The following is a 23,114-nucleotide window of genomic DNA, read 5'->3' as shown; positions in this document are numbered from 1 at the left end:
GGGTGGATCGGTAAAAACTGGGCACCGTACCTATTGAATGAGGGCTAAAATATAACCTTTGGCTGCAGTCATTAACGCCGCGCAGCCGTAAGCGCTCTGAATGCGAAGGCGCCAGCCAGGACCTCGTTTTTTTTACCGGCAACAAACTACTGTGCGCTCAGAGCGGTCGGGGATGGACTAAAGCCGCCCACAGCGGGGAGGGGAGAGTTGTGATGGGGACGCAGCACCGGCCAGCGTGCCCCTGCGCCGTCCCGGCCAAGCCTGGCAATCTCGGAAATCGCTACTGGATTAATAATAGCATGGCGAAACCGGTGCGCAGGGCACCGGCGTATCAGTTCAGATCGACCCCCAGGTGCTCCGGGAATCCCAGCATCAGGTTCAGGTTTTGCACGGCTGCGCCCGAGGCGCCCTTGCCGAGATTGTCGAGTTTGGCCACGAGCAGACCCGAGCGTGGGTCCTGCGAACCAAAGACCGACAGCTCGATCCGATTGCTGTTCTCCAGACCGTGGGGTGTTACGAAGGGGGCCGATGCGTCGGAGATTTCATTGAAAGGGGTCACCTTTACGAAAGGCTCGGCTAATTAGGTGTGCATCAAATGGTAATGCAACTGAGCAACGGAGATTCCCTCGGTCGTATGAACTGGGATGAAAACAAGCATACCCTGGGCGTAATGGCCGACACTGGGTATGAATACCGGTTGCCGGGCGAGACCCGACCACTGTTGTATCTCCGGCAGATGTTTGTGCGAGAAGTCCAAACCGTAGGCGGCGAAGCGGGGCGCCCCATCGCCGTCGCCTTCGTAGCGCTCGATCATGCTCTTGCCCCCGCCGCTGTAGCCCGACACCGCATTGATCGCGAAGAAGCCGGTGGTCGGCAACAGCCCTGCTGCCAGCAGTGGACGCAGCAGCAGCACCACGCCGGTCGGATAGCAGCCCGGATTCGACACCTGGCGGGCGCCGGCGATCGCCGCCCGCTGCTCCGGCGCCAGCTCCGGCAGGCCGTAGACCCAGCCGCTGGCGGTGCGGTGCGCGGTGCTGGCGTCCAGCACCCGGCAGCCCGCTTCTGCGGCCAGGCAGGCGCTTTCCCGGGCGGCGTCATCGGGCAGGCAGAGCACGGTGACGTCGGCCGCCTGCATGAGGCGGCGTTTGACCTCTGGATCTCGCTTGTCGGCCGGGTCGATGCTGAGGATGTCGATACCGGGGTGGCGCTGCAGGCGTTGCCGTACCTGCAGCCCGGTGGTACCCGTTTCGCCGTCGATAAAGATTTTCTTCACAACTGTTTCCTGTTCGAAGTCTTGCCCGCTGCGCGACGGGGCCCTCCGATTAGCCGAGAGCCTGATTGATGATGGCGAACTGCTGCAGGCCGGGGGCCGGCTCCGGTGCCTCTCCCTGACCATGGCGACGACAGAGTCGACCTGCACGAGGCCGAGTTCGTTCAACCAGGGGCTCAGTTGGCTCGAGTCGTGGACGTCGATACGCACGAAGGAGTCGACTCGGGCGCCGACCCAGTAGCTGATCATTGCCTTGGCCCTTTCGGCATCGGGCGCGACCACCGGGCCGATCGCGTAACCGTGACCGAAACGGCGCATCAGGGCGAAGCCTACGAGCTCGCCATAGCTGTCGATGACGACGCCCTCGGCGACCCGGAGCAATTCGTTCAGGACGGTGGCACGGGGCATGCCGGTACCGCCCGCTGCCAGTTCGATCAGTCTGGCGCGGTCGTTCACGCCGAGCGGGCGGATACGCTCGCCGGTCGGAGGCGCGACGACTTCGGGCTGCACGACGGTACCCTGGTGCTGGTGGACCATGCCGATGGGCTTGAAACCGAGCCGCTCGTACAGTGGCTGCCCGGCAGGCGTGGCGTACAGCAAGGTATTGCGTTGGCCGATTTCGCCGAGGACGGACTCCATCAGGGCGCGTCCGATGCCTTTGCCCTGCGCCTCGGGCGAGACGATGATCATGCCGAGCGATGCAAACCGCTGGCCCTGGCTCCAGCACAGAGCCGTACCCACGACCTCGCCGTCACGCTCGGCGACAAAGCCGTTGCCGAGACGGAAAACGAACTGCCAGTCTTCGAGTCGGTGCGGCCAGCGAACCGCCTGGGAAAGCCGGTGAGCGGCGGGCAGGTCGCTGTCCAGCATGCGCCGGTAGGTAATTTCGGTTTCAAGGTTCTGGATTGGCATAAAGAATTCCTCCGTAGACCCTTGTTACTCTGGCGCCTGATATAGGGGATTACTAGGACGTTCTTGCCGCCGGGGCTGCTTGATCGTGGTAAGGAAAATATACGGTACTAATGTTCGAGCGAGACGGAGCTGACGCCAAAAGCTGCCGATACGGCGTGCTTTTTCGGCAGAATATCCAACAGGGTTCGTCGATAAAGGCCGCCCCCGGGGTCCGGCGGGGGCATTCATAGAGGTTGTGTCGCCTGTTGCGTGCCCCCTGGTACGGCCTAGCCGAGTGTATGACTGGCGAGCGCGAAGGTGTGGACCCCGCTGTCGGCCTGCATTCTTGGGGGCAGAGACAAGGTGGTGACCTGGTCGAATTCCGGCATTCCGCAGCGGCTGAGGAATTCCGTATAGCCGCCCTCTGACTGAGCGGTGTCGACCCTGAGAAAGCTGCCTGCATGCGTCGCCACATGGGGGGTGGTCAGCGCTATGGCATCGGCGCAGTCCCTGGCGACGACCGGCCCTACGACATGACCGCGGCCGAAGCGGCGGCACAGCGCGAAACCGGCGATACGGCCGTCGCGCTCCAGGACCATGCCGCTGGAATGCTCGAGAAGTTCACAGAGAGTGGCCGTTCGGTCAGCGCCGAAGGCGTCCTGGTCGAGACGGGCGATGTCCGCCAGATCCGTTGCTTCCAGCGCGCGGATTCGGGTATCGGCCGGCAGCGGAATCGCGCCGGGATCGACCGCCACGCCCTGATGCTGGTGAACGACGGCTACCGCCTTGAAGCCAAGGGCATCATGAAACAGACGATAGGCCGCGCGGGGGCATTGACCTGGAGGCGCCGGCCATCGCATTGCTGCAGCACGTGGTCCATCAGCCAGCGACCGCCTCCCAGCGCCTGCAGGCGTGGCGAGGTGATGACCATGCCGACGGTGGCGAAGTCGACCCCCATCGGAAACCACATCGCCGAGCCGACGACCCGCCCAATCTTGTCGCATGCGGCAAATCCCTTGCCGAGCTTGAGCAGCAGGCGCCAGTCATCCGGCCGGTGCGGCCAGCCGACACCCACCGACAGTTGATGCAGCTTGTCGATATCGTTGTCCTGAAGGTCTCTCAGCGTCAGCTCATAGGTTTGCAGGCGCTTTGACGTCTCGTTGGACACTTGAATCTCCAGATCAGGTTCTGCTGTGTGCGGGCTGCCAGTTTGGCATCGACGAAATCTCATTGCTAGGACGTTCTTGCCGTGTCGAGGCGGTGGCGACTTGCGTGGGGAGGGGCGGTATCAAGCGTTGCGGCGTGAAACGAAATGACGACTTTATATCGCAGAGGGCTGTCGGGACGGAACAATAGTCTGCGCGATCCGAATTATGCTGTTCTTGGTCCGGCGGGTTAATGCATGACTCATCGGTTGCAGGTCAGGTCAATCGCCTCGGTTACATCCTGGGGAGCATCTAACGGCCCTCCGTTTGTTCGTCCAGGTCTGAGCGACGGCCAGGTTGTCGGGAGGTCGGGTTGATGTGCAGTGGTTCCTACCGCGAGGAGCGGCCAATACCGATGATTCTGCGCTCGAGCAGGGGCAAAACGAGGCAAAAGCGTTGTTCGTTGGTGATGTAATGGTTCGAATAGCTGGCCCGTATCCCCTCGGGATGCGCTCCGAATCGGGGTGGCGGTAGCACCTTCAGGGCAGAGGCGCTGGCCGACATAACAATGGCTAGTGCGATAATAAACAGATTCATGGAGGCAATAGCATGAAGAATAAGGGCTGCAAATGGGGTGATCAGGACGCTTCGGGCCTGGCGGGAAAAGTCGGAGAGGTGTCCGGTCATGGTGTCTCGCGTCGTGATCTGCTGCGGGGGCTGGCGGCCGGTACCGTCCTGGCCGCGACCGCCGGTGGCTTGATGGCCGGTGCGACATCCGTCTATGCCCAGGCGCCCCGGCGCGGTGGGCGAATCAAGGTCGCCAGCGCGACCGGTTCGACTGCCGACACCCTCGATCCGGCGCGCGGCGGGAACTACACGGACTATTGCCGTCACTTCATGTTTTACAACGGCCTGACGACGCTCGACGAATTCCTGGTACCGCGAATGGCACTGGCGGAGGCGTTCGATACGAGCGATGCCATGTCCTGGTCCATCAAGCTGCGCAAGGATGTCGTCTTCCACGACGGCAAGCCGCTGACCTCGGCCGACGTCGTCTATACGCTGAACCGACACAAGGATCCGCAAACCGCTTCGAAAGTGCTCGGCGTCGCCCAGCAGTTGGAGGAGGTGAAAGCTGCGGGCCCGCACGAGGTGCAGGTCCGGCTGTCCAGTCCGAATGCAGACCTGCCGGCGATTCTCGCCACCTCCCATTTCCTGATCCTGCGCGACGGCACCACCAATTTCGCCATCGCCAACGGCACCGGCCCGTTCAAGTGCGCGGAATTCCAGCCAGGCGTGCGCTCGGTCGCGGTGCGCAACGACAGCTACTGGAAACCGGGGCAGCCCTACCTCGACGAAATCGAGTTCTTCTCGATCCCGGACGAAGCGGCCCGCATCAACGCCTTGCTGGCCGGAGACGTTGACCTCATAAACCCGGTCAATCCGCGCTCGGTACCGCGCATCACCGAGACCGCCAATGCGAAGGTGATGGAATCCGCGACCGGTGGCTACACCAATCTGGTGATCCGCGACGACCTGGGGCCGAACCAGAATCCGGATTTCGTGCTGGCGATGAAGCATCTGCTCGATCGGGAACAGATCAACCGGGTCGCCTTCCGCGGCTTCGGCACCATTGCCAACGACCAGCCGATCGCGCCCAGTCACCAGTACTATTACGCCGGTCTGCCGCAGCGTGAGTACGACCCGGAAAAGGCGAAGTTTCACTTGCAGAAGGCCGGTCTGAGCGGACGATCGCTGCCCATCGTCGCTTCCGAAGCCGCCACTGGCTCGCTGGATATCGCCCAGCTGCTTCAGCTCTCCGGTCAGCAGATCGGGCTCAAGCTCGACATCAAGCGGGTGCCGGCGGACGGCTACTGGTCCAATCACTGGATGAAGCACCCGCTGCACTTCTCCAACATTGGCGCGCGCCCGACCGCCGACCTGATGTTCAGCCTGTTCTACAAGTCCGATGCGGCCTGGAACGAGTCGGGCTGGAAAAACGAGCAGTTCGACCAGTTGTTGCTCGCGGCCCGGGCCGAGATCGACGGCGTCAAGCGCAAGCAACTCTACGCCGACATGCAGGTGCTGGTGCATGAGCACTGCGGTATCGGCATTCCGCAGTTTAACAGCAGTCTTGATGGGCACAATGCCAAGCTGAAAGGTCTTTCCCCGCACCCGCTCGGCGGCCTGATGGGCTACATGTTCGCCGAACACGTCTGGCTGGAAGCTTGAGCGAATACCATAACGACAGCTCGATAATAAAGCGGCCCCGTGCGTCGAGGCGACGCCCGGGGGCATTGAAAAAGGGTGAAGTATGAACAGCACTATTGCACGGCTCGTAATCGGCCGTTTGGGTATCGGAGTGCTCACGCTGCTTATCGTCTCGCTGGTGGTCTTTTTCTCACCAGCATGCTGCCCGGGGATGCGGTGCAGGAACAACTCGGCCAGGCGGCGACTCCGGAAGCCGTGGCGGCGTTGCGCGCCCAGCTCGGCCTGGACCAGCCTATACACCTGCGTTACCTGAACTGGCTCGGAGGCCTGATTACCGGCAATCCCGGCACTTCTCTGGTCAACGGCATGGAGGTCGATGAGATGATCGCCGACCGGTTGCCCAAGTCCCTGGCTTTGGCGGCGGTAACCGCCCTGGTCTCGGTGCCGCTGGCGCTGACGATCGGCATTCTGTCGGCGATGTACCGCGGTTCGGCATTCGATCGCTACACCAATATGGCGGCTGTGTTCGCGGTCTCGGTTCCCGAATTCCTGATCGCCACCATCGCGGTGTTGATCTTCGCGGTCAAGCTGGGCTGGCTGTCGGCGCTGTCGCGCACGGTCGAGGTTGAATCTTTCGCTGAACTGGTCAGTGTCTATGCCATGCCGGTGATGACGCTGTGCTGCGTGCTGGTCGCGCAGATGGCCCGCATGACGCGGGCGGCCGTGATCGATCAGCTCAGCGCCCCCTATGTCGAAATGGCCGTGCTCAAGGGCGCGCGGCCGATTCGGGTGGTGCTTCGGCACGCACTGCCGAACGCGGTCGGGCCGATCGCCAATGCCGTGGCACTGAGCCTGTCGTATCTGCTGGGCGGGGTCGTGATCGTCGAGTCGATTTTCAACTATCCGGGCATCGCGACGCTGATGATAAACGGCGTAGTCACGCGTGACATGCCGCTGGTGCAGGCGTGCGTGATGCTGTTCTCCCTGGGCTTTCTGCTGCTGGTGCTGGTAGCCGATATCTGTGCAATCGTATCCAACCCGAGGCTGCGCAAATGAATCCGAATATCATTCCACCGACTTCGCCGAACCTGGCGGCACCGGCCGCTACGGAAAAAGAATTGCTGGAAGAAACGGCACCGGCCGACGCACCTCGCCGCCGCCGCCGGCTGCCGTCCATCGGCGGTATCCTGGGGCTGCTGCTCGTGGGCTTCTGGTTGCTGATGGCACTGATCGGCCCCTGGGTCGCGCCCTATGATGCCAATGGTCTGGTCAGCGACGACGTCTTCGGTCCGCTCAGCCTGCAGTTCCCGCTGGGTACCGACTACCTGGGGCGGGATATCCTGAGCCGGCTGTTGAACGGAGCGCCCTACACCCTCGGCGTGGCGCTGCTGGCGACGTCCCTTGCCTGTCTGTCCGGTGTGGTGCTCGGGCTGGTGGCGGCCGCCGCCGGCGGCTGGGCCGATGGTGCCATCAGCCGCTGCCAGGACGCCCTGATCGCCATCCCGAACAAGATATTCGCGCTCATCATGGTGGCTTCGTTCGGTTCCTCGGTACCGCTGCTGATCGTCATGGCCGCCATCGCCTATATGCCGGGTTCCTACCGTATCGCGCGTGCACTCGCGGTCAACGTCATGACGATGGACTATGTCCAGGTTGCGCGCACCAGGGTGAAGCCATGCCGTACATCATCTTCGTCGAGGTGCTGCCGAACATGCTACGTCCGGTGCTGACCGACTTCGGCCTGCGCTTCGTCTACGTCGTGCTGCTGCTCAGCGCAATGAGCTTCCTCGGGCTGGGCGTGCAGCCGCCCGATGCCGACTGGGGTTCGCTGGTACGGGAGAACATCCAGGCGCTTGGAATCGGAGCCCCGGCGGTGCTGGCGCCGGCGATTGCGATCGCCACCCTGACCATGGGGGTCAACCTGCTCATTGACAGCCTCGGCGGGCGGGCGAAACGCGGGACGGAGAACTGATATGAGCGAAATTGTCAAGGTAAGCGGTCTGCGCGTGGCGGCGCGTACGGAAGAGGGTGTCGATCTGCCGATCGTGCACGGTGTCGATTTCAGCCTCAGGAAAGGCGAGGTACTGGCGCTGATCGGCGAGTCCGGCTCCGGCAAGACCACCATAGCACTGTCGCTGATGGGCTACGCCCGCTCCGGCTGCCATATCGTCGGCGGCTCGGTACGGGTCGGCGATGTCGACGTGCTCAAGCTGTCCGATGCGGAGCTTGCAAAGCTGCGCGGGCGCACCGTGGCCTATATCGCGCAGAGCGCGGCCGCGGCCTTCAACCCGTCCAAGACCATCATGGACCAGGTGATCGAGAGCGCCTTGATCCATGGCACCCTGTCACGGCCGCAGGCACAGGCCAAGGCCGTCGAGCTGTTCCGGGCGCTGGCCTTGCCGGATCCCGAGCGCATCGGCGCCCGCTATCCGCACCAGGTCTCCGGCGGGCAGCTGCAGCGGCTGATGGCGGCGATGGCGTTGATCACGGATCCTGCGCTGGTGATCCTGGACGAACCGACCACCGCGCTCGACGTGACGACGCAGATCGAGGTGTTGCGGGCGTTCAAGGAAGTGGTGCGTGAACTCGACACCACGGCGGTCTACGTCTCGCACGATCTGGCGGTGGTGGCGCAGATGGCCGACCGCATCGTGGTGCTGCGCAACGGCGAAATCCAGGAGAACAGCCCCACCGAGCAGATCCTGGAAGCCCCTGAGCATCCTTATACCCGCAGCCTGCTGGCGGCGATGAAACCGGCCGCACGCCCGGCCGAGGACAGGGTGGCGGCGAACGACCCGGACGAGGACCTGATACTCGACGTGCGCGACCTCGAGGTCTGCTACGGCAAAAAGCGGGTACTGGAGAATATTGATCTTAAGGTCCGTCGCGGTGCGACTGTTGGGGTCATCGGCGAATCAGGGTCGGGCAAGACCACCGTTGCGCGGGCCATTGCCGGCCTGGTCGAGCCTTCGAAAGGGCAGATTCTGCTGGACGGTGAACCGCTCAGCGGAACCCTGGCCGGGCGGACCCGCGACCAGTTCCGGCGGATCCAGTACGTGTTCCAGAACGCCGATACGGCGCTGAATCCGCGGCACAGTATCGAAGATATCCTGGGGCGCCCGCTCAGCTTCTATCACGGCATGAAGGGCGCGCAGCGACGCAAGCGGGTGGCCGAACTGCTGGATCTTGTGCATCTGCCGGCGAGCATTGCGCAGCGCTCGCCCGGTGCACTGTCGGGCGGCCAGAAGCAGCGCATCAACCTGGCACGGGCGCTGGCTGCGGAGCCGGAACTGATTCTCTGCGACGAGGTGACCTCGGCGCTGGATACCGTGGTGGGTGCCGCCATCCTCGAATTAATGGCGGAATTGCGGCGGGAGCTTAACGTCTCCTACCTCTTCATCAGCCATGATATCAGCACGGTGCGGGCGATCTGCGACGAGGTGGTGGTGATGTATTCCGGTGCCAAGGTGGAGCAGGGCGAGCGTTCGACGTTCCAGGCGCCGCCTTTCCATCCCTATACCCATCTGCTGATCGATTCGGTGCCGGAGATGCATCAGGGCTGGCTCGAGGAGACGGGGGCCGGGCGGGGCGTGCTGCCATCGATCGCTGCCGCCTCTTCGGCGGTGGACCTGTGCCCTTTTCTCGATCGCTGCCCGGTCCGCATCGATGGCAAATGCAACACCTTGCCGCCGCCGCGGGCCCGGCTCGACAAAGGCAACGAAATACTCTGTCACCACAGCGACGTCGAACTGCGTCGACTCGAGGTGGCGGCACCGGTGTTGGCGGCAAACGGCTGAAGACAGGCCGGTGTCCGGCCGGTCGGGCCCGGCCACCGATGACTCTGGTATGAGGACGTTGAAGATGAACGACAAAGGCGACCATTCTTCTGTATGGCAAGATTGCAGCCCTGTGCCCGGGGGCTCTCGATTCGAATTCGATACGGCACAGGCCATCGCGATGGCCAGGGACTACATCGATGAAAACTTCTTCGAGCCGATCAATCTCGACGATCTGGCGGAACGCGTCGGCCTGACGCGTTTCAGCCTCGCCAAGAAGTTCCGCCAGCGATTCGGTGTCTCTCCCTATCGCTATGTCTGTCTGGTGCGGGTCCGGCAGGCGAAATCGATGATGGAGCAGGGGCAGCGGCCGACGGACATCGCCAGCGAGGTCGGCTTCTTCGACCAGAGTCACCTGGCGAGGCATTTCAAGCGTCTGTGCGGCATGACGCCGCGGCAATACAGAAGCCGCTGTCTGCAGGCGGCAGGACAATGAACTGGTCCGCGGGCTCGAACACCGGCCGCCTGCAACTGCCTCGACCGTCACCTGGAATATCTAGTAGTTCCTTAGAATCACAAAAAATCAGGCTCTTCGCAGATTGGAGGGAAGCCAGGCGCCAAATTCGTAGGATGGGTGAAACGACGCGGAGGAACGGGATATCCGATCCCGCGGCCGCAAGGGCGTCGTGTAACCCATCTTGGGGGGCACCTCAGCACTGCGGAAGCTGAAGTCATTGATGGGTTGCGCCGCACTACCCGCGTTGCCTACCGACAACGGAGTGCCATAACGGCTCCACCCATCCTACGTTTGATGCCTTCTTCCCGCTAAAGCGCGATGAACAAAACAATCAGGAGGGGATAATGGAAAGAACAACAGTAACGCTCGAGGATATTAAAAAAGCGGCAGAGCGCATCCGGCCCTATATTCGTCGTACGCCACTGCTCAGAGAAAGCAAGATGGATAAGGCGTTGGGCTGCCAGGTCTATGTCAAGCCGGAAATGCTTCAGATAACGGGTGCGTTCAAGCTGCGAGGGGCCTTGAGTAAAATCCTGTCCTTGACTCAGGAGGAGCTGAATAAAGGAATTGTCACCAGCTCATCGGGCAACCATGGTCAGGCATGCGCTTATGCAGGACAGCTGCTGGGTATTCCCGCCACGGTCATCGTTCCGGAAGATACGCCATTGGTGAAGGTCGAAAATGCCCGCTCAATGGGTGCCAATGTCATTCTATGGGATCGCTCCTATACGGAACGTTGGAAGAAGGTGCATGCCGAGGTCGAGGAGCATGGTTACACCATCGTCCATAACTATGAAGACTTCGATGTCATGGCCGGTCAAGGCACCATGGCCCTGGAGATCATGGAGGATCTGGCGGATGTAGATACCGTGCTCGTCCCGATTGGCGGGGGTGGCCTTATTTCAGGCATTGCCACCGCCATAAAGGAATCGAAACCGGATATCAGGGTCATTGGCGTTCAGGCTGAAGCCTGCTGTCCCTACTATCGAAGCCGACAGAACGGCGAACGGACCCGGGTGACGGTCAAGCAAACCATCGCCGACGGTCTCGCGTGCGATTGGCCCGGAAACAACCCCTATCCCATTATCGAGAAGTATGTGGACGATATCGTTGCCGTCTCCGAAGAAGCGATTGAAGAAGCGGTAAGGGTTGTCGCCAATGACGCCAAGCTCATAGCGGAGCCTTCCTCTTGCGTGGGAATAGCCGCTTTGCAAGCGGGTCTCGTGGAGACTCGTCCGGATGAAAAGGTCTGTGTGGTACTGACCTCCGGAAATTGGGACCTGGACAGGATCGGAAGTCTCCTTAAGGGAGAACATGTGAAAGGCATTTTCTGACAAGGCATCGGTAAGGGGTTGAATATGAAAACGTTGCTGTTGAACAAGGATGAAGTGGGAGCGGTCTTTGACCTGGACGAAGTATTAACGGCGGTTGAAAACGGCTACAGAGCATTCAACAGCGGAAAGGTCATTCAGCCGGACTTCATGGGCGTAGAGCTGCCCGACTCACATGCCTGTATCGATTTCAAGGCGGGGCTTGACCTGGATGGAGGCTATATAACCCTGAAGTCCTCCGCCGGCGGATATTATAAAAACCCCGCGTTGGGCCTGCCGACCGGTATGAACACCGTTATGCTCTTCGAGGCAAATACCGGTGCGCTCAAGTGCATTATGGACGGCACCTGGATTACCGGCTGCCGTACCGCTGCCGCGGGTGCCATATCGGTCAAATATCTTGCGCGAGAGGATGCGAGAACGCTGTGTATTATCGGTGCCGGAAACCAGGCACGCAGACAGTTGCGAGCCATTATCAGGGTAAGGGACTTTACCAAGGTGCTTGTCTGGAATGCCTCTTCGGATGAGCTCGATGCCTACGTACGGGAAATGGCTGCCGAAACGGGCCTTGATATCCAGAAATGCGAAACCGCGGAGCAGGCGGTTCGAGCGGCCGATGTCGTTGTAACCGTCACACGCGGCCATCGAGGCGCCGTCGTCAAAAAAGACTGGGTAAAGCCTGGTACACATATTGTCGCTATCGGCTCCGATATGCAGGGCAAGCAGGAGCTTGATGCCGATATATTCAAAGAGGCAAAAGTGGTCAACGACTCTGTCGAGCTTTGCATCAAATACGGCGATACCCAGCATCCTGTCAAGGATGGATTGATCAGGCCTGAGGATATTCATGCGGAGATTGGTGAGATCTTGCTGGGAAGAAAGAGCGGTCGTGAGAATCCGGAAGAGATCACCATATTCGACTCCGTTGGTATGGCGATTCAAGACAATGTAACCGTTGCCATGCTGTACAAGGCTGCCCTTGATAAGGGGCTCGGTACCTACTACGAGTTTTTCAAATAACACATCTTGGCGCTTTTTATTAACCTGGAGCGTTAATAGATGAAGCAGGGGTGCTTCATCATTGGCCGCAGGCCAGTGCGAACGCCACAAAAGCCAGCATGTCCGCGCACTTGCGTCAGCTTTTGTGGCGTTGCTGACAAATAGTTAGGGAACCTGGTTGTCAGCCTGGTTAATAGGCCAGCCAAGCCAATCATGGATACCAGAAATGAGTGAAGTGAAGGTCTATCCGGTCGATCCGGAATTCGCCGCCAAGGCGCACATCGACAACGCCAGGTACCAGGCGATGTACGAACAATCGATCAAGGATCCGGACGCCTTCTGGGGCGAGCACGGAAAGCGTCTGGACTGGTTCACCCCCTACACCAGGGTCAAGCATACGTCCTTCGATCCCCATAACGTCGATATCCGCTGGTTCGAGGACGGCACCCTGAACGCCGCCTACAACTGCCTCGACCGTCATCTGGAAACCCGTGGCGACCAGGTCGCGATCATCTGGGAGGGCGACGACCCCAGCGAAGACGAGAAGATCACCTACCGCGACCTGCACGAGCGGGTCTGCCGTCTGTCCAATGCACTCAAGGCCCAGGGCGTCGAGAAGGGCGACGTGGTCACCCTCTACATGCCGATGATTCCGGAAGCTGCCGTGGCGATGCTGGCCTGTGCCCGCATCGGCGCCGTGCATTCGGTGGTGTTCGGCGGCTTCTCGCCGGAAGCCCTGGCCAACCGTATCGAGGGCGCCGAATCCAAACTCGTTATCACCTCCGACTACTCGCTGCGCGGCGGCAAGGTCGTGCCGCTGAAGGCGAATGTCGACAAGGCCCTGACCGACCCGGCCGCCGCCAGGTTCTGCGAGAAGGTCGTGGTCGTGGAGCGCCACCCGGTCAAGCGCACCGGCGACGAGCTGGCCTGGCACGATCACCGCGACCTCTGGTACCACGACATCACCGAGCAGGCCTCGGTCGAGTGTCCGGCCGAGGAGCTGAACGCCGAGGATCCGCTGTTCATCCTCTACACCTCCGGCTCCACCGGCAAGCCGAAGGGGCTCAAGCACACCACCGGCGGCTACCTGGTCTATGCGTCGATGACCCACGAATACGTCTTCGACTACCAGGAAGGCGATATCTACTGGTGTACCGCCGACGTCGGCTGGGTCACCGGCCACAGCTACATCGTCTACGGCCCGCTGGCCAACGGCGCCACCACCCTGATGTTCGAGGGCGTGCCGAGCTATCCGGACAACAGCCGCTTCGGCCGCGTCATCGAGAAGCACAGGGTCAACCAGTTCTATACCGCCCCGACCGCGATCCGTGCGCTGATGCAGAAGGGCGAGGACGTGCTGGGCGATTCGGACTTGTCCAGCCTGCGGCTGCTCGGCTCGGTCGGCGAGCCGATCAACCCCGAAGCCTGGGAATGGTACCACCGCGTGGTCGGCCAGGGGCGCTGCCCGATCGTCGACACCTGGTGGCAAACCGAAACCGGCGGCATCATGATCGTGCCGCTGCCGGGCGCGACCGATACCAAGCCGGGTTCCGCCACCCGTCCGTTCTTCGGCGTGCAGCCGGCGCTGGTGGATAACGAGGGCAACGAACTCGAGGGCGCCGTCGACGGCAACCTGGTGATCAAGGACTCCTGGCCGGGCCAGAGCCGCTCGATCTGGGGCGATCATGAGCGTTTCGTGCAGACCTATTTCTCGACTTTCAAGGGCTGCTACACCACCGGCGACGGCGCCCGTCGCGACGAGGACGGCTTCTATTGGATCACCGGTCGTGTCGACGACGTCCTCAACGTCTCCGGCCACCGCATGGGCACCGCCGAGATCGAGTCGGCGCTGGTGGCGCACCCGGCGGTCGCCGAGGCCGCGGTCGTGGGCTATCCGCACAACCTCAAGGGCCAGGGCATCTATGTCTACGTCACGCTGCAGGCCGGCTTCGAGCAGTCCGATGAGCTAATGAAGGAGCTGCGCAACTGGGTGCGCAGCGAGATCGGCCCGATCGCCTCGCCGGACCTGATCCAGTTCGCCCCGGGCATGCCCAAGACCCGTTCCGGCAAGATCATGCGCCGCATCCTGCGCAAGATCGCCGAGGACGATTTCGGCAGCCTCGGCGACACCTCGACACTGGCGGATCCGAGCGTGGTCGACGACCTGATCGAAAAGCGCCTGAATCGGACGTGAGGGGGCGCCTTGCATTTATCCGGCACCCCGTGGCTGGCCCCTTAGGGCGCACCGAGCGAAGCGAACAACAGACGTAGACTGATATGCCAATACGGGTGTTTTTTACAATGCTTCCTGCTGTCCGAGGGGTGGCTTTCGGCAAATCCGCTCTCACAGAAATGGTCATACTCGACAGTACACTCCGCTCAATGATCGATCTGTCGAGTGCAGTTGCGGCCGCGATCTGAGCAGTAGCGGGAATATTCAGCGAGAGGTCCATTAAATGCGAGAGCTAAGAGTCGCCGAAAAGAACACGGCTTACTGGTGGGAAGCGGCGCCCGTCAAGCCGGTGCCGCGGCTGGGGCTGGGGCTGGCCACGAAACTCGACGTCCTGATCGTCGGGGCAGGCTATGCCGGGCTTTCGGCGGGACTCGTGCTCGCGCGGGCGGGGCGGTCGGTTGCGGCCTTCGATGTGATGAACCCGGGCGAGGGTGCCTCATCGCGCAACGGAGGCATTACCAGTGCCAGCATCCGGCCGGATTTCGCCACCCTCAGTCGTCGCTTCGGCGAAGACAAGGCCTTGGCCATCGAGGCGGAGGGCAAGGTCGCACGCGACTTCCTGTATGACTTCATCAGGACCGAGGGGCTCGAGTGCGACTTCCAGCTGACCGGCCTGTTCAGAGGTGCCGTCGGCTACGAACAGTACGGGTCGATGGCCCGTGGCGCAGACGCCCTGGCGAAGAAACTGGGGGTCGAGTCTTACGCCGTTCCGCATGCCGAACAGCGCCGCTATATCGGCACCGACTTTTACCGCGGCGGTGCGGTGCGGATGGACATCGGCGGGCTGCATCCGGCCAAGTTCCACTCCGAGCTGCTGCGGGTGGCGCTCGCGTCGGGCGTGCGCGTCCATTCAAACACGCCGGTGATTTCGATAGCAAGGGACGGCGCCGGCTTCCGCGTGCTGACAACGGCCGGGACGGTGCAGGCGCGGCAGGTGCTGGTCTGTACCAACGGCTATACCGATGGCGCGAGTCCCTACCTGCGCCGCCGCCTGGTGCCGGTGCGCAGCCGCATGATCGCCACCGAGGAACTCGCGCCCGAGGTGATGGCTCACCTGATGCCGAAGCGGATGATGATGGGCGAGGGTCTCCAGCTGGGCTTCTATTACCGCCCCTCGCCCGACGGCAAGCGCATTCTGCTGGGGGGCGCGACAGCTCCCGCGTAGGCGATCCGGCGGAACCGACGCTGCGTCTGCGCAATGGCCTGGTGGAACGTTTCCCGGAACTGGAGAAGGTTCGGCTGACGCACAGCTGGTTCGGCAACGTGGCGATGAACCGCGACATGCTGCCCCGCCTCTTCGAGAAGGAGGGCGTGGTCTATGCCACCGGCTTCTGCGGTTCGGGCGTGGTCTGGGCGCCCTGGCTCGGCATGCGTGCCGCCCACAAGCTGATGGGTCACAGCGCACAGGCGCGCACGGCCTTCGACTTCCGGCCGCCGGCCTTCGTGCCCCTCTACCGGGGCAATCCGTGGTTCATGCCGGCCATCATTCGGGGCTATGGCATGCAGGACCGCATCGCGCTATGGCGCGCCAGCCGCTGATGGACCCGGACGGCCTGACAGTCGCGCATTCATTCAAACCGACGCGCAGCGCCGGTGCCGGTTATACCCATTTCTCGAGAGGATTTGTTTATGCAAGGCTTTGACCCGGATCGGATTAGCGTCCGTAGTGCACACTTCATCGGCGGCCGCTATGTCGAAGGCGGCTCCAACACCATCGATGTGAAGCGTCCCTCGGACGGCGTGAACTATGCCGGCTTGCCGGTGGCGGACGCCGACCTCGTCGACCAGGCGGTGCAGGATTCACGGAACGCATTCAAAAACAGCGACTGGGCGCGCTGCGCGCCGCGCGAACGCGCGCGCATCCTGCGGCGCTGGGCGGACCTGATCGAAGCCGACGTCAAGACACTGGCGCCGCTCGAAGCCTTGGGCTCGACGCGACCGATCCGCGACGCGGCAGGCTGGGACCTACCTTTTACCGCCGAAGGCATCCGCTTCTATGCCGAGTGGGCGGACAAGATCGGCGGCGAGGTCGCCTCGACGCGTGCCGACCATCTCGGCATGACGATCGCGGAACCCTACGGCGTCATTGGCGCCGTCGTGCCCTGGAATTTCCCGCTGGTCACGACGTCCTGGAAGGTGGGGCCGGCGCTGGCCGCGGGCAATGCGATGGTGCTCAAGCCCTCCGAGATGACGCCCTTCAGCGTGCTGCGCATGGCCGAGCTGGCCGTCGAGGCCGGCGTGCCGAAAGGTATTTTCAACGTCGTGCAGGGCGACGGCCGCACGACCGGCGATGCCCTCTGTCGCCACCCGGGGATTGCCAAGGTGACCTTCACCGGCTCGACCCGGACCGGAGCGGCCATCATGGCGGCCTGCGCGGAAAGCGGCACCAAGGCGGTGACGCTCGAGCTCGGCGGCAAGAGCCCGCAGGTGGTCTTCGCCGACGTGCACGACTTGGAAAAAACGGCCCGCACCGTGGCGCGCGCCATCACGACGAACGCCGGTCAGGTATGCGTGGCCGGCTCGCGTCTGATCGTGCAAAAGTCCATCGCGGACCAGTTTGTCGAGCGGCTCAGCGCGATCTTCGCGGAACTCAAACCGGGAAGTACCTGGGAGCCGGAGACGACCCTGTGCCCCATCATCTCGAGCCGGGAAATGGAGCGCATCGACGGCATCGTCCAGCGCACCGCCGCCCAGGGCGGGCGGATCGTCACCGGCGGGCAGGGCATCTCGATGGGTAACGGCGGCGCCTTCTACCAGCCGACCATCCTGACCGATGTCGATCAGCACATGGAAGCCATCAGGAACGAGATCTTCGGCCCGGTAATCAGCGTGCAGACATTCGACGACGAGGCGCAGGCGCTGGCGCTCGCCGACCATCCCGATTATGGCCTGGCGGCGGGTGTCCATACCGCGGATATCGGTCGTGCATTGCGGCTGGCGCGCGGCATCGAGGCGGGGACCGTCTGGATCAACCGATACGGGCGCACGGCCGACTTCGTGATTCCGACCGGCGGATACAAGCGCTCCGGCATCGGCAAGGATCTCGGTCGTCAGGCGTACGAAGCCAACCTGCGCACCAAGAGCGTGCTGGTCGATTTCTCGGAATAGTCCGCTGGCGCCGCACTGCAGCGGCAACTGCGGTCATACTCTATATACTCGAATCGGGCTCGGGCGAGCTCGAGGGAGATGCAGCAATGAAATTTGCGTCCTATTGGCATGACACTTCGGCACCGTTCGACAAGGCCATGACCGGGCCCGTCGAGGGGGATTTCGAGGTGGCGGTGATCGGTGCCGGCTTCACGGGTCTCAACGCCGCGCGCGTGCTCGCGAAATCCGGCGTGAAAGTGGCGCTGTTGGAAGCCGAACACGTCGGCTACGGTGCCTCGGGCCGCAACGGCGGGCACCTCAACAGCGGTCATTTCGCAAGCTTCGGTGCCATCAAGGCCCGCTTCGGCGATGCCCAGGCACGGCGCCTGTGGCGGGCCTACGATGACTCGATCGACCTGATCGAGGCGATCATCGACGAAGAGAAGATCGACTGCGACTTCCGCAGGGGCGGCAAGCTCAAGCTTGCCTCCAAGCCCTCGCACGTCAAGGGGCTGCAGGCGATGTGCGAAGAGATCCGCCGCGAGGTCGACCCTACGGTCGAATGGCTGTCCCGCGACGACATCCGCCAGGAGCTGGGATCGGATGCCTTCCACGGTGCGGTACTGTCGCCGAAGTCCGCGATGATGCACATGGGCCACTATGTCAACGGCCTGGCCGAGGCAGCCCACCGTCATGGCGCGACGATCTGGGAGCACAATGCCGTCACCGGCCGCGAGCGGTTGCCGAACGGCTGGCGGCTGACCACACCGACAGGATCCCTGACCGCCCGTCAGGTCATCCTGGCGACCGATGCCTATACGACCGAGACGTTCGGCTACTTTCGCCGGCGGATGATGTCGGTCGCCTCCTTCATCATCGTCACGCGCCCCCTTACCGCGGAGGAGGTCGCCGCGACCCTGCCGGGCAACCGGAACTATACCAATTCGCTCAATATCGCCAATTATTTCCGCCTCACCCCGGACAACCGGATGCTGTTCGGCGGACGGGCCCGTTTCTCGGCGGCGTCGAACCAGAAAACGGACACCGGCTCCGGGCAGCTGCTGCGCCAACAATTGCTCAGCATCTTTCCGCAGCTTGCCGACGTCGAGATCGACTACTGCTGGGGTGGCCTCGTCGGCTGCACGCAGGATCGCTATCCCCGGGCCGGCATCGCGGATGGCGTGATTTACGGCATGGGCTATTCGGGGCACGGTGCCCAGGTATCGACCCTGATCGGCAAAGTGCTGGCGGACATCGCCATGGGCCGCAGCAACACGAATCCGCTCGACGGCCTGACCTGGAATGCGGTGCCGATGCACACCGGCAAGCCCTGGTTCCTGCCCATCGTCGGAGCCTATTACCGCATGAAGGACATGCTTCCCTGATCGATATACCCGATCCGAGCCATATAAAGGAGAGACAGAATGGAAATCGACGATCTGGTGGCGCCTTTGGTGTCGTTCCGGCGCGACCTTCACGCCAACCCCGAACTTGCATACCAGGAGCACCGCACGGCGAACAAGGTTGCCGAAGCACTGCGTGAACTCGGGCTGGAGGTGCACACCGGTATCGGTGGCACCGGGGTCGTCGCGTCGCTGAAAGTGGGGGACTCCGATCGCAGCATCGGCCTGCGCGCCGACATGGATGCACTGCCTATCCAGGAGGAGACCGGGCTCCCCTATGCCAGTTGTACCCCGGGTGTCTTCCATGGCTGCGGTCACGACGGCCATGTCGCGATGCTGCTGGGCGCCGCCCGGTATCTTGCCCGTAGCCGTCGCTTCGACGGCACCGCCCACTTCATTTTCCAGCCGGCCGAGGAGGGCGAGGCCGGGGCCCGGGCCATGGTCGAGGACGGCCTGTTCGAGCGTTTTCCCTGCGACCGGGTGTATGCCTTTCACAATTGGCCGGATCTTCCGGCCGGTACGGTGTCGACAAGGCCCGGGCCGATCATGGCGGCGGCGGATAAGTTCGAGATTCTGGTCGAGGGCGGCGGCGCCCATGCCGCCATGCCGCACAAGACGCCGGATGCGATCCTGGCGGCCAGCGACCTGGTCACCCAGCTCAACAGCCTGGTATCCCGTCGTATACCGCCGATGTCCACGGCCGTGCTTTCAATCACCCAGATCGAGGGCGGGAGTTCGCACAACGTCCTTCCCGCCGCCGTTCGCGTCGTCGGCACGGTGCGCACTTTCGATACAGCGGTGCAGGACAAAATCGAGGCATCCCTGCGACAGGTCGCCGACGGCGTGGCCCTGGCCAGCGGCACCCGCGTCACCGTCAATTACCAACGCTACTATCCGGCGACGATCAATAGCGCCGAAGCCGCCGAGGAAGCCCTGGCCGCCGCGGCCGGCTTCGCCCGCGCGGAGCTGGCGCCGCAGCCGGCCTTCACTTCGGAGGATTTCGGATTCATGCTCCAGGCCTGCGAGGGTGCCTACATCTGGCTGGGACAGGGACGCGGTGGCGACGAAGTACCCTTACATCATCCCCGGTACGACTTCAACGACGAGGTGCTGTCGACCGGGATCCGCCTGCATGTTTCGCTCGTCGAACGCCATCTGAGTGCCTGAGCGTAAAGACTGATCGCTCGACCGCTGCCGCGGTTATCCTGAGCGGAAACCAGGGCTATGCTCTGGTTTCCGCTTTTTTGGTTCTTCGTGCTTTAGCGGGAAGAAGGCATCATTCGTAGGATGGGTGGAGCCGCAATGGCACTCTGTTGTCGATAGGCAACGTAGGTGGCGCGGCGCAACCCATCAATGACTTCAGCATCCGCGGTGCTGACTTGACGCCCGAAGATGGGTTACACGACGCCCTGGCTGCATCGGGATCGGATATCCCGTATCCCGGCGTCGTTTCACCCATCCTCTCATAGCTTAGTCAACTCCTGTTTCTCACTGTTTTACGGTGTCTCTTGGCAACACGGATTTGTGACCTGCGGTTAGACTGCTGCAGATTGAGGTCCGTGTTGTTTGCCAGGGTGCCAAGAGCGGTCTTTCTGTCCCGGATTGACCTTCATGGGGTACGCCTAACCTCTCAGTATCGGATGTCCGCTTGGTGGCATCGACTCAGTTACCTTGGGCATGTCGGTCCATGAAGTATCCCGGGGCGTGCCTCGTGACTCCGGAAGGGCCTGCAAGGGCCTCAGGATGGGTCGAAGGTCACGCCCAAGGACACAAAGGGTTGCTCGTATCGTCTGGTGTTAACGCATGGTCGATTGCTTCCGTTCGGTTGTAGCGTTTGGCGCCATTGTCGACTCAGTCGTCAGGCCGCCTTGAGTGCGGGTAGCGCCGCGACATTGAACAAGCGGTTCGGATCAAAGATCGCTCCGCGCCCGACGTGCCAGAGTGCCCGCACCAGCTTGCGCATGATGGCGGTGATCGCCTTGCTCTTGCTGCCACCATCCCGTTGCGCCTTTGCCTCGGCCCAATGCTTCACCACCCGGTTGTGTTTGAGCCACCTGAGCGCCGCCCAGTACAGGTAGCGGCGGGCAATACTGGGGCCGCGCTTGGTGATCTTCAGCTGACCCTTGTGTTTGCCGCTGCTGCGCTCTTTCAGGTTGAGGCCCAGTGCCTTCAGGTAATGGGCCGCACTGGGATAGTCCTGTGGCGAGCCTAGCTCAGCCAGCAGCATCAGGGCTGTGACACGGCCCACGACGGTGTGCAGGCGTGACAGCATCTCATCATCGGCCAGGCGGGCCTCCAGACGCCGCTCCAGCTCCCTAATCGCCAAACGCTGGGCCAGCAGGTCCTCGGCCAGTGTCTGCAGCAGGTACCGCTCGGCGTCCTCGCACGCCCTCCCAATGGTGGTCTCGGCACTGGCCAGCAGCTGTGCGCTGGTCTCGGGCTTCAACCCGGAGCGCCCGGTTCGGCACATCAGCTGCAGCGCCTCCTCCGGAGCTGCCCGCACGGCGGCAGGAGAGCCGTAGTGTGCCAAGGTTTGCAGCAGCGTGACGGAGTCCAGTGACAGGATGTGGGGCGCCTCCGGCCAGTGCCGGGCCAGTAGCGCCTCCAGCCGATTCAGGCTGCGCTGGCTGCGTTCCTGGTACATCTCCAACAACTTCAGCTCGGCTTTCAACTCGCGTTGCTGTGCCGTCGGCTCGATCCAGCGCTCGGTGTTATTTTCCAGGTGCAGCCGGCCGATGACGTAGCAGGCCTTGGCATCGTGCATGCTAGGCACGCCATCGTAGAGTTCCGCCGCCTTATTAGTGCGATTGGGGGCCGCTCGGTAGACCGGGATCCGGGCCTGATGCAGCAGATCGAATAGCGGGTCGCCATAGGTGCCGGTCGGCTCCATGACGACCACGAAGTTCATGCCTGCCAGCTGCGCCTGCAGCGTCTCCACCAGGGCCCGTGTCTGGAGCGGGTGCTTCCAGCGCAGGATGACGTGCATCTGACGATCAGGCGTCATCAGGGTGGCGTAGAAGTCAATCTTGGCAACATCGACAGCCACCACGACCGGCTGGTTCTTCAGCTTCTCACGGACATTGGCCCAGTCAACATCTTGCAAAGCTGTGCTGCGAAATTTACGCTTGCTCATCTGGGGGACACCTTCTGCTTCCTTACTTCGCTTGGAACGGGTCGTTATTTCGATGACGACCCTCGAGGGTCCCCCTTCCTACCAGAATTTCTCCCCAGTTATAACTGACTACGATATTGTCGTCTGGCTTCCCTCCAATCTGCGAAGAACCTTTTTTAGCGCCGTACATCGCTGGAAGCGCACGGTATATGGGATAAATCGCACTTATCAAGTCAGGGGGCTGTCCCTTGGTGCGAAACTGCGCGGGGCAAGTCAGAAAGATTCGAACGTCGCCGCTGATCGCCCGGCCTTTGCGAATATAACTAAGGCCGGGGGAGCGGTGAGGCAGGGGAGAGCGCTTTCGCTGGCAGCCTGTCGGTCTTGACCGCCGTTGATCGGTGTCAGACCGACAGGCTGGTGGCGCGCTTAGAGGCCGACCGTTGCGGCCAGGCCGCTGAAGTCCTTGATCTCGTGAGTCGCGTAATGCGGAACCAGGTTCGGCTCATGGTTGCGATTGACGAACACGCGGGCACCGTAGCCGAGGTCGCTGGCGGACATGAGGTCGTAGCGGAAGCTGCTGGAGACGTGCATGCACTCTTCCGGTGAGCAGCCGAGCTGGTCGAACATGTATTCGAACGCCTGGAGGCGCGGTTTGTAGGCGCGGGCCTGTTCGGCGGTGAAGACATGGGCGAACGGGGCGCCGAGCTTTTCGACGTTGTGATGGATCTGGTCGTTGTCGGCATTCGACAGGATCACCAGTGGAATCTCATGGGCGATCTTCAACAGGCCTTCAGGCACGTCCGGGTGCGGGCCCCAGGTCGGCACGGCGTGGTAGATCTGCATGGCTTCCTCTTCGCGGAACTCGAGCTTCCACTTGCGGCAGGTGCGCTCAACCGAGTTGCGGACGACTTCGCTGAACGGTTTCCAGTCGCCCAGGACCTCATCGAGGCGAAACACTCTGAAGTCTTCGACGAAGGCTTCCATCTGCTCCGGGGCGATTCGATCGGCAAAGATCTTGCGCGCCGACGGCGCCATCTCGAAATTCGTCATGGTGCCGTAGCAATCGAAGGTGATGTACTTGGGCTTGAAGATGTTCATAGGTCGGTTTTTCCTGTTCTGTCGATTAGTGACGTAAAGTT

At 62.3% G+C, this 23,114-nt stretch carries 20 protein-coding genes; 14 read left to right on the top strand and 6 right to left on the bottom strand.

Annotated elements, in window-relative coordinates; all coding sequences use genetic code 11:
* Positions 1-331 precede the first annotated feature (331 nt).
* The 4 genes from ACFQDL_RS27390 to ACFQDL_RS27375 all read right to left on the bottom strand — a co-directional run bounded on the left by ACFQDL_RS27390 (position 332) and on the right by ACFQDL_RS27375 (position 3,329).
* Complete coding sequence (locus ACFQDL_RS27390; protein ID WP_379911760.1) at positions 332-559, bottom strand: hypothetical protein; 228 nt, start codon at positions 557-559, stop codon at positions 332-334.
* A 21-nt stretch (positions 560-580) separates the two neighbouring features.
* On the bottom strand, positions 581-2,182 hold the full coding sequence (gene argC / locus ACFQDL_RS27385) for an N-acetyl-gamma-glutamyl-phosphate reductase (RefSeq protein WP_379911759.1): 1,602 nt from the start codon (positions 2,180-2,182) through the stop codon (positions 581-583).
* A 266-nt stretch (positions 2,183-2,448) separates the two neighbouring features.
* On the bottom strand, positions 2,449-2,916 hold the full coding sequence (locus ACFQDL_RS27380; protein WP_379911758.1) for a GNAT family N-acetyltransferase: 468 nt from the start codon (positions 2,914-2,916) through the stop codon (positions 2,449-2,451).
* A gap of 23 nt (positions 2,917-2,939) precedes the next feature.
* Complete coding sequence (locus tag ACFQDL_RS27375; RefSeq protein WP_379911757.1) at positions 2,940-3,329, bottom strand: GNAT family N-acetyltransferase; 390 nt, start codon at positions 3,327-3,329, stop codon at positions 2,940-2,942.
* A gap of 586 nt (positions 3,330-3,915) precedes the next feature.
* On the opposite strand from ACFQDL_RS27375, the gene ACFQDL_RS27370 reads away from it, so the two are divergent.
* The 14 genes from ACFQDL_RS27370 to ACFQDL_RS27305 all read left to right on the top strand — a co-directional run bounded on the left by ACFQDL_RS27370 (position 3,916) and on the right by ACFQDL_RS27305 (position 20,030).
* On the top strand, positions 3,916-5,538 hold the full coding sequence (locus tag ACFQDL_RS27370; protein WP_379911756.1) for an ABC transporter substrate-binding protein: 1,623 nt from the start codon (positions 3,916-3,918) through the stop codon (positions 5,536-5,538).
* 195 nt (positions 5,539-5,733) lie between these two features.
* Positions 5,734-6,573, top strand: coding sequence for an ABC transporter permease (locus ACFQDL_RS27365; RefSeq protein WP_379911755.1), 840 nt, complete (start codon positions 5,734-5,736; stop codon positions 6,571-6,573).
* Positions 6,570-7,247: an ABC transporter permease gene (locus tag ACFQDL_RS27360; RefSeq protein WP_379911754.1), complete on the top strand. Its 678-nt coding sequence runs from the start codon at positions 6,570-6,572 to the stop codon at positions 7,245-7,247. The genes ACFQDL_RS27365 and ACFQDL_RS27360 overlap by 4 nt, the downstream gene beginning before the upstream one ends.
* Positions 7,193-7,489 (top strand): ABC transporter permease subunit, encoded by a 297-nt coding sequence (locus tag ACFQDL_RS27355; protein WP_379911753.1) that lies wholly within the window; start codon positions 7,193-7,195, stop codon positions 7,487-7,489. The genes ACFQDL_RS27360 and ACFQDL_RS27355 overlap by 55 nt, the downstream gene beginning before the upstream one ends.
* Position 7,490: 1 nt before the next feature.
* The gene (locus ACFQDL_RS27350) at positions 7,491-9,314 is read left to right on the top strand and encodes an ABC transporter ATP-binding protein (protein WP_379911752.1); all 1,824 of its coding nucleotides are present in this window, start codon (positions 7,491-7,493) and stop codon (positions 9,312-9,314) included.
* Between the two features lie 64 nt (positions 9,315-9,378).
* On the top strand, positions 9,379-9,789 hold the full coding sequence (locus tag ACFQDL_RS27345) for a helix-turn-helix domain-containing protein (protein ID WP_379911751.1): 411 nt from the start codon (positions 9,379-9,381) through the stop codon (positions 9,787-9,789).
* A 365-nt stretch (positions 9,790-10,154) separates the two neighbouring features.
* Positions 10,155-11,144, top strand: coding sequence for a threonine ammonia-lyase (locus ACFQDL_RS27340; protein WP_379911750.1), 990 nt, complete (start codon positions 10,155-10,157; stop codon positions 11,142-11,144).
* A gap of 24 nt (positions 11,145-11,168) precedes the next feature.
* Positions 11,169-12,161, top strand: a complete 993-nt coding sequence (locus ACFQDL_RS27335) for an ornithine cyclodeaminase family protein (RefSeq protein ID WP_379911749.1) — start codon at positions 11,169-11,171, stop codon at positions 12,159-12,161.
* 205 nt (positions 12,162-12,366) lie between these two features.
* A complete protein-coding gene (acs, locus tag ACFQDL_RS27330; RefSeq protein WP_379911748.1) occupies positions 12,367-14,334 on the top strand; it encodes an acetate--CoA ligase in 1,968 nt (655 codons plus the stop codon).
* Between the two features lie 262 nt (positions 14,335-14,596).
* On the top strand, positions 14,597-15,538 hold the full coding sequence (locus ACFQDL_RS27325) for an NAD(P)/FAD-dependent oxidoreductase (protein WP_379911747.1): 942 nt from the start codon (positions 14,597-14,599) through the stop codon (positions 15,536-15,538).
* 41 nt (positions 15,539-15,579) lie between these two features.
* Positions 15,580-15,912, top strand: coding sequence for an FAD-dependent oxidoreductase (locus ACFQDL_RS27320; protein ID WP_379911746.1), 333 nt, complete (start codon positions 15,580-15,582; stop codon positions 15,910-15,912).
* 90 nt (positions 15,913-16,002) lie between these two features.
* Positions 16,003-17,481 carry an aldehyde dehydrogenase family protein gene (locus ACFQDL_RS27315; RefSeq protein WP_379911745.1) on the top strand — a complete coding sequence of 493 codons (1,479 nt, stop codon included), beginning with the start codon at positions 16,003-16,005 and terminating at the stop codon, positions 17,479-17,481.
* 86 nt (positions 17,482-17,567) lie between these two features.
* Positions 17,568-18,845, top strand: a complete 1,278-nt coding sequence (locus tag ACFQDL_RS27310) for an NAD(P)/FAD-dependent oxidoreductase (RefSeq protein ID WP_379911744.1) — start codon at positions 17,568-17,570, stop codon at positions 18,843-18,845.
* Positions 18,846-18,884: 39 nt separating this feature from the next.
* Positions 18,885-20,030 carry a M20 aminoacylase family protein gene (locus ACFQDL_RS27305; RefSeq protein WP_379911743.1) on the top strand — a complete coding sequence of 382 codons (1,146 nt, stop codon included), beginning with the start codon at positions 18,885-18,887 and terminating at the stop codon, positions 20,028-20,030.
* Positions 20,031-20,721: 691 nt separating this feature from the next.
* Here the strand turns inward: ACFQDL_RS27305 and ACFQDL_RS27300 are convergent.
* Positions 20,722-21,996, bottom strand: a complete 1,275-nt coding sequence (locus ACFQDL_RS27300; RefSeq protein ID WP_379909925.1) for an IS110 family RNA-guided transposase — start codon at positions 21,994-21,996, stop codon at positions 20,722-20,724.
* Positions 21,997-22,401: 405 nt separating this feature from the next.
* Positions 22,402-23,073 carry a haloacid dehalogenase type II gene (locus ACFQDL_RS27295; RefSeq protein ID WP_379911742.1) on the bottom strand — a complete coding sequence of 224 codons (672 nt, stop codon included), beginning with the start codon at positions 23,071-23,073 and terminating at the stop codon, positions 22,402-22,404.
* Positions 23,074-23,114 lie beyond the last annotated feature (41 nt).

The organism is Marinobacterium aestuariivivens (genome assembly GCF_042661465.1).
Classification (GTDB): Bacteria; Pseudomonadota; Gammaproteobacteria; order Pseudomonadales; family Balneatricaceae; genus Marinobacterium_A; species Marinobacterium_A aestuariivivens.
The sequence above is the reverse complement of the archived record's forward strand: the minus strand, read 5'-3'. Positions and strand labels throughout refer to the sequence as shown.

Coding starts and splice junctions, on each gene's coding strand:
- argC (WP_379911759.1), bottom strand. CDS start 2,182: ATGCCAATCCAGAACCTTGAAACCGAAATTACCTACCGGCGCATGCTG.
- ACFQDL_RS27370 (WP_379911756.1), top strand. CDS start 3,916: ATGAAGAATAAGGGCTGCAAATGGGGTGATCAGGACGCTTCGGGCCTG.
- ACFQDL_RS27360 (WP_379911754.1), top strand. CDS start 6,570: ATGAATCCGAATATCATTCCACCGACTTCGCCGAACCTGGCGGCACCG.
- ACFQDL_RS27355 (WP_379911753.1), top strand. CDS start 7,193: ATGCCGTACATCATCTTCGTCGAGGTGCTGCCGAACATGCTACGTCCG.
- ACFQDL_RS27350 (WP_379911752.1), top strand. CDS start 7,491: ATGAGCGAAATTGTCAAGGTAAGCGGTCTGCGCGTGGCGGCGCGTACG.
- ACFQDL_RS27345 (WP_379911751.1), top strand. CDS start 9,379: ATGAACGACAAAGGCGACCATTCTTCTGTATGGCAAGATTGCAGCCCT.
- ACFQDL_RS27340 (WP_379911750.1), top strand. CDS start 10,155: ATGGAAAGAACAACAGTAACGCTCGAGGATATTAAAAAAGCGGCAGAG.
- ACFQDL_RS27335 (WP_379911749.1), top strand. CDS start 11,169: ATGAAAACGTTGCTGTTGAACAAGGATGAAGTGGGAGCGGTCTTTGAC.
- acs (WP_379911748.1), top strand. CDS start 12,367: ATGAGTGAAGTGAAGGTCTATCCGGTCGATCCGGAATTCGCCGCCAAG.
- ACFQDL_RS27325 (WP_379911747.1), top strand. CDS start 14,597: ATGCGAGAGCTAAGAGTCGCCGAAAAGAACACGGCTTACTGGTGGGAA.
- ACFQDL_RS27315 (WP_379911745.1), top strand. CDS start 16,003: ATGCAAGGCTTTGACCCGGATCGGATTAGCGTCCGTAGTGCACACTTC.
- ACFQDL_RS27310 (WP_379911744.1), top strand. CDS start 17,568: ATGAAATTTGCGTCCTATTGGCATGACACTTCGGCACCGTTCGACAAG.
- ACFQDL_RS27305 (WP_379911743.1), top strand. CDS start 18,885: ATGGAAATCGACGATCTGGTGGCGCCTTTGGTGTCGTTCCGGCGCGAC.
- ACFQDL_RS27300 (WP_379909925.1), bottom strand. CDS start 21,996: ATGAGCAAGCGTAAATTTCGCAGCACAGCTTTGCAAGATGTTGACTGG.
- ACFQDL_RS27295 (WP_379911742.1), bottom strand. CDS start 23,073: ATGAACATCTTCAAGCCCAAGTACATCACCTTCGATTGCTACGGCACC.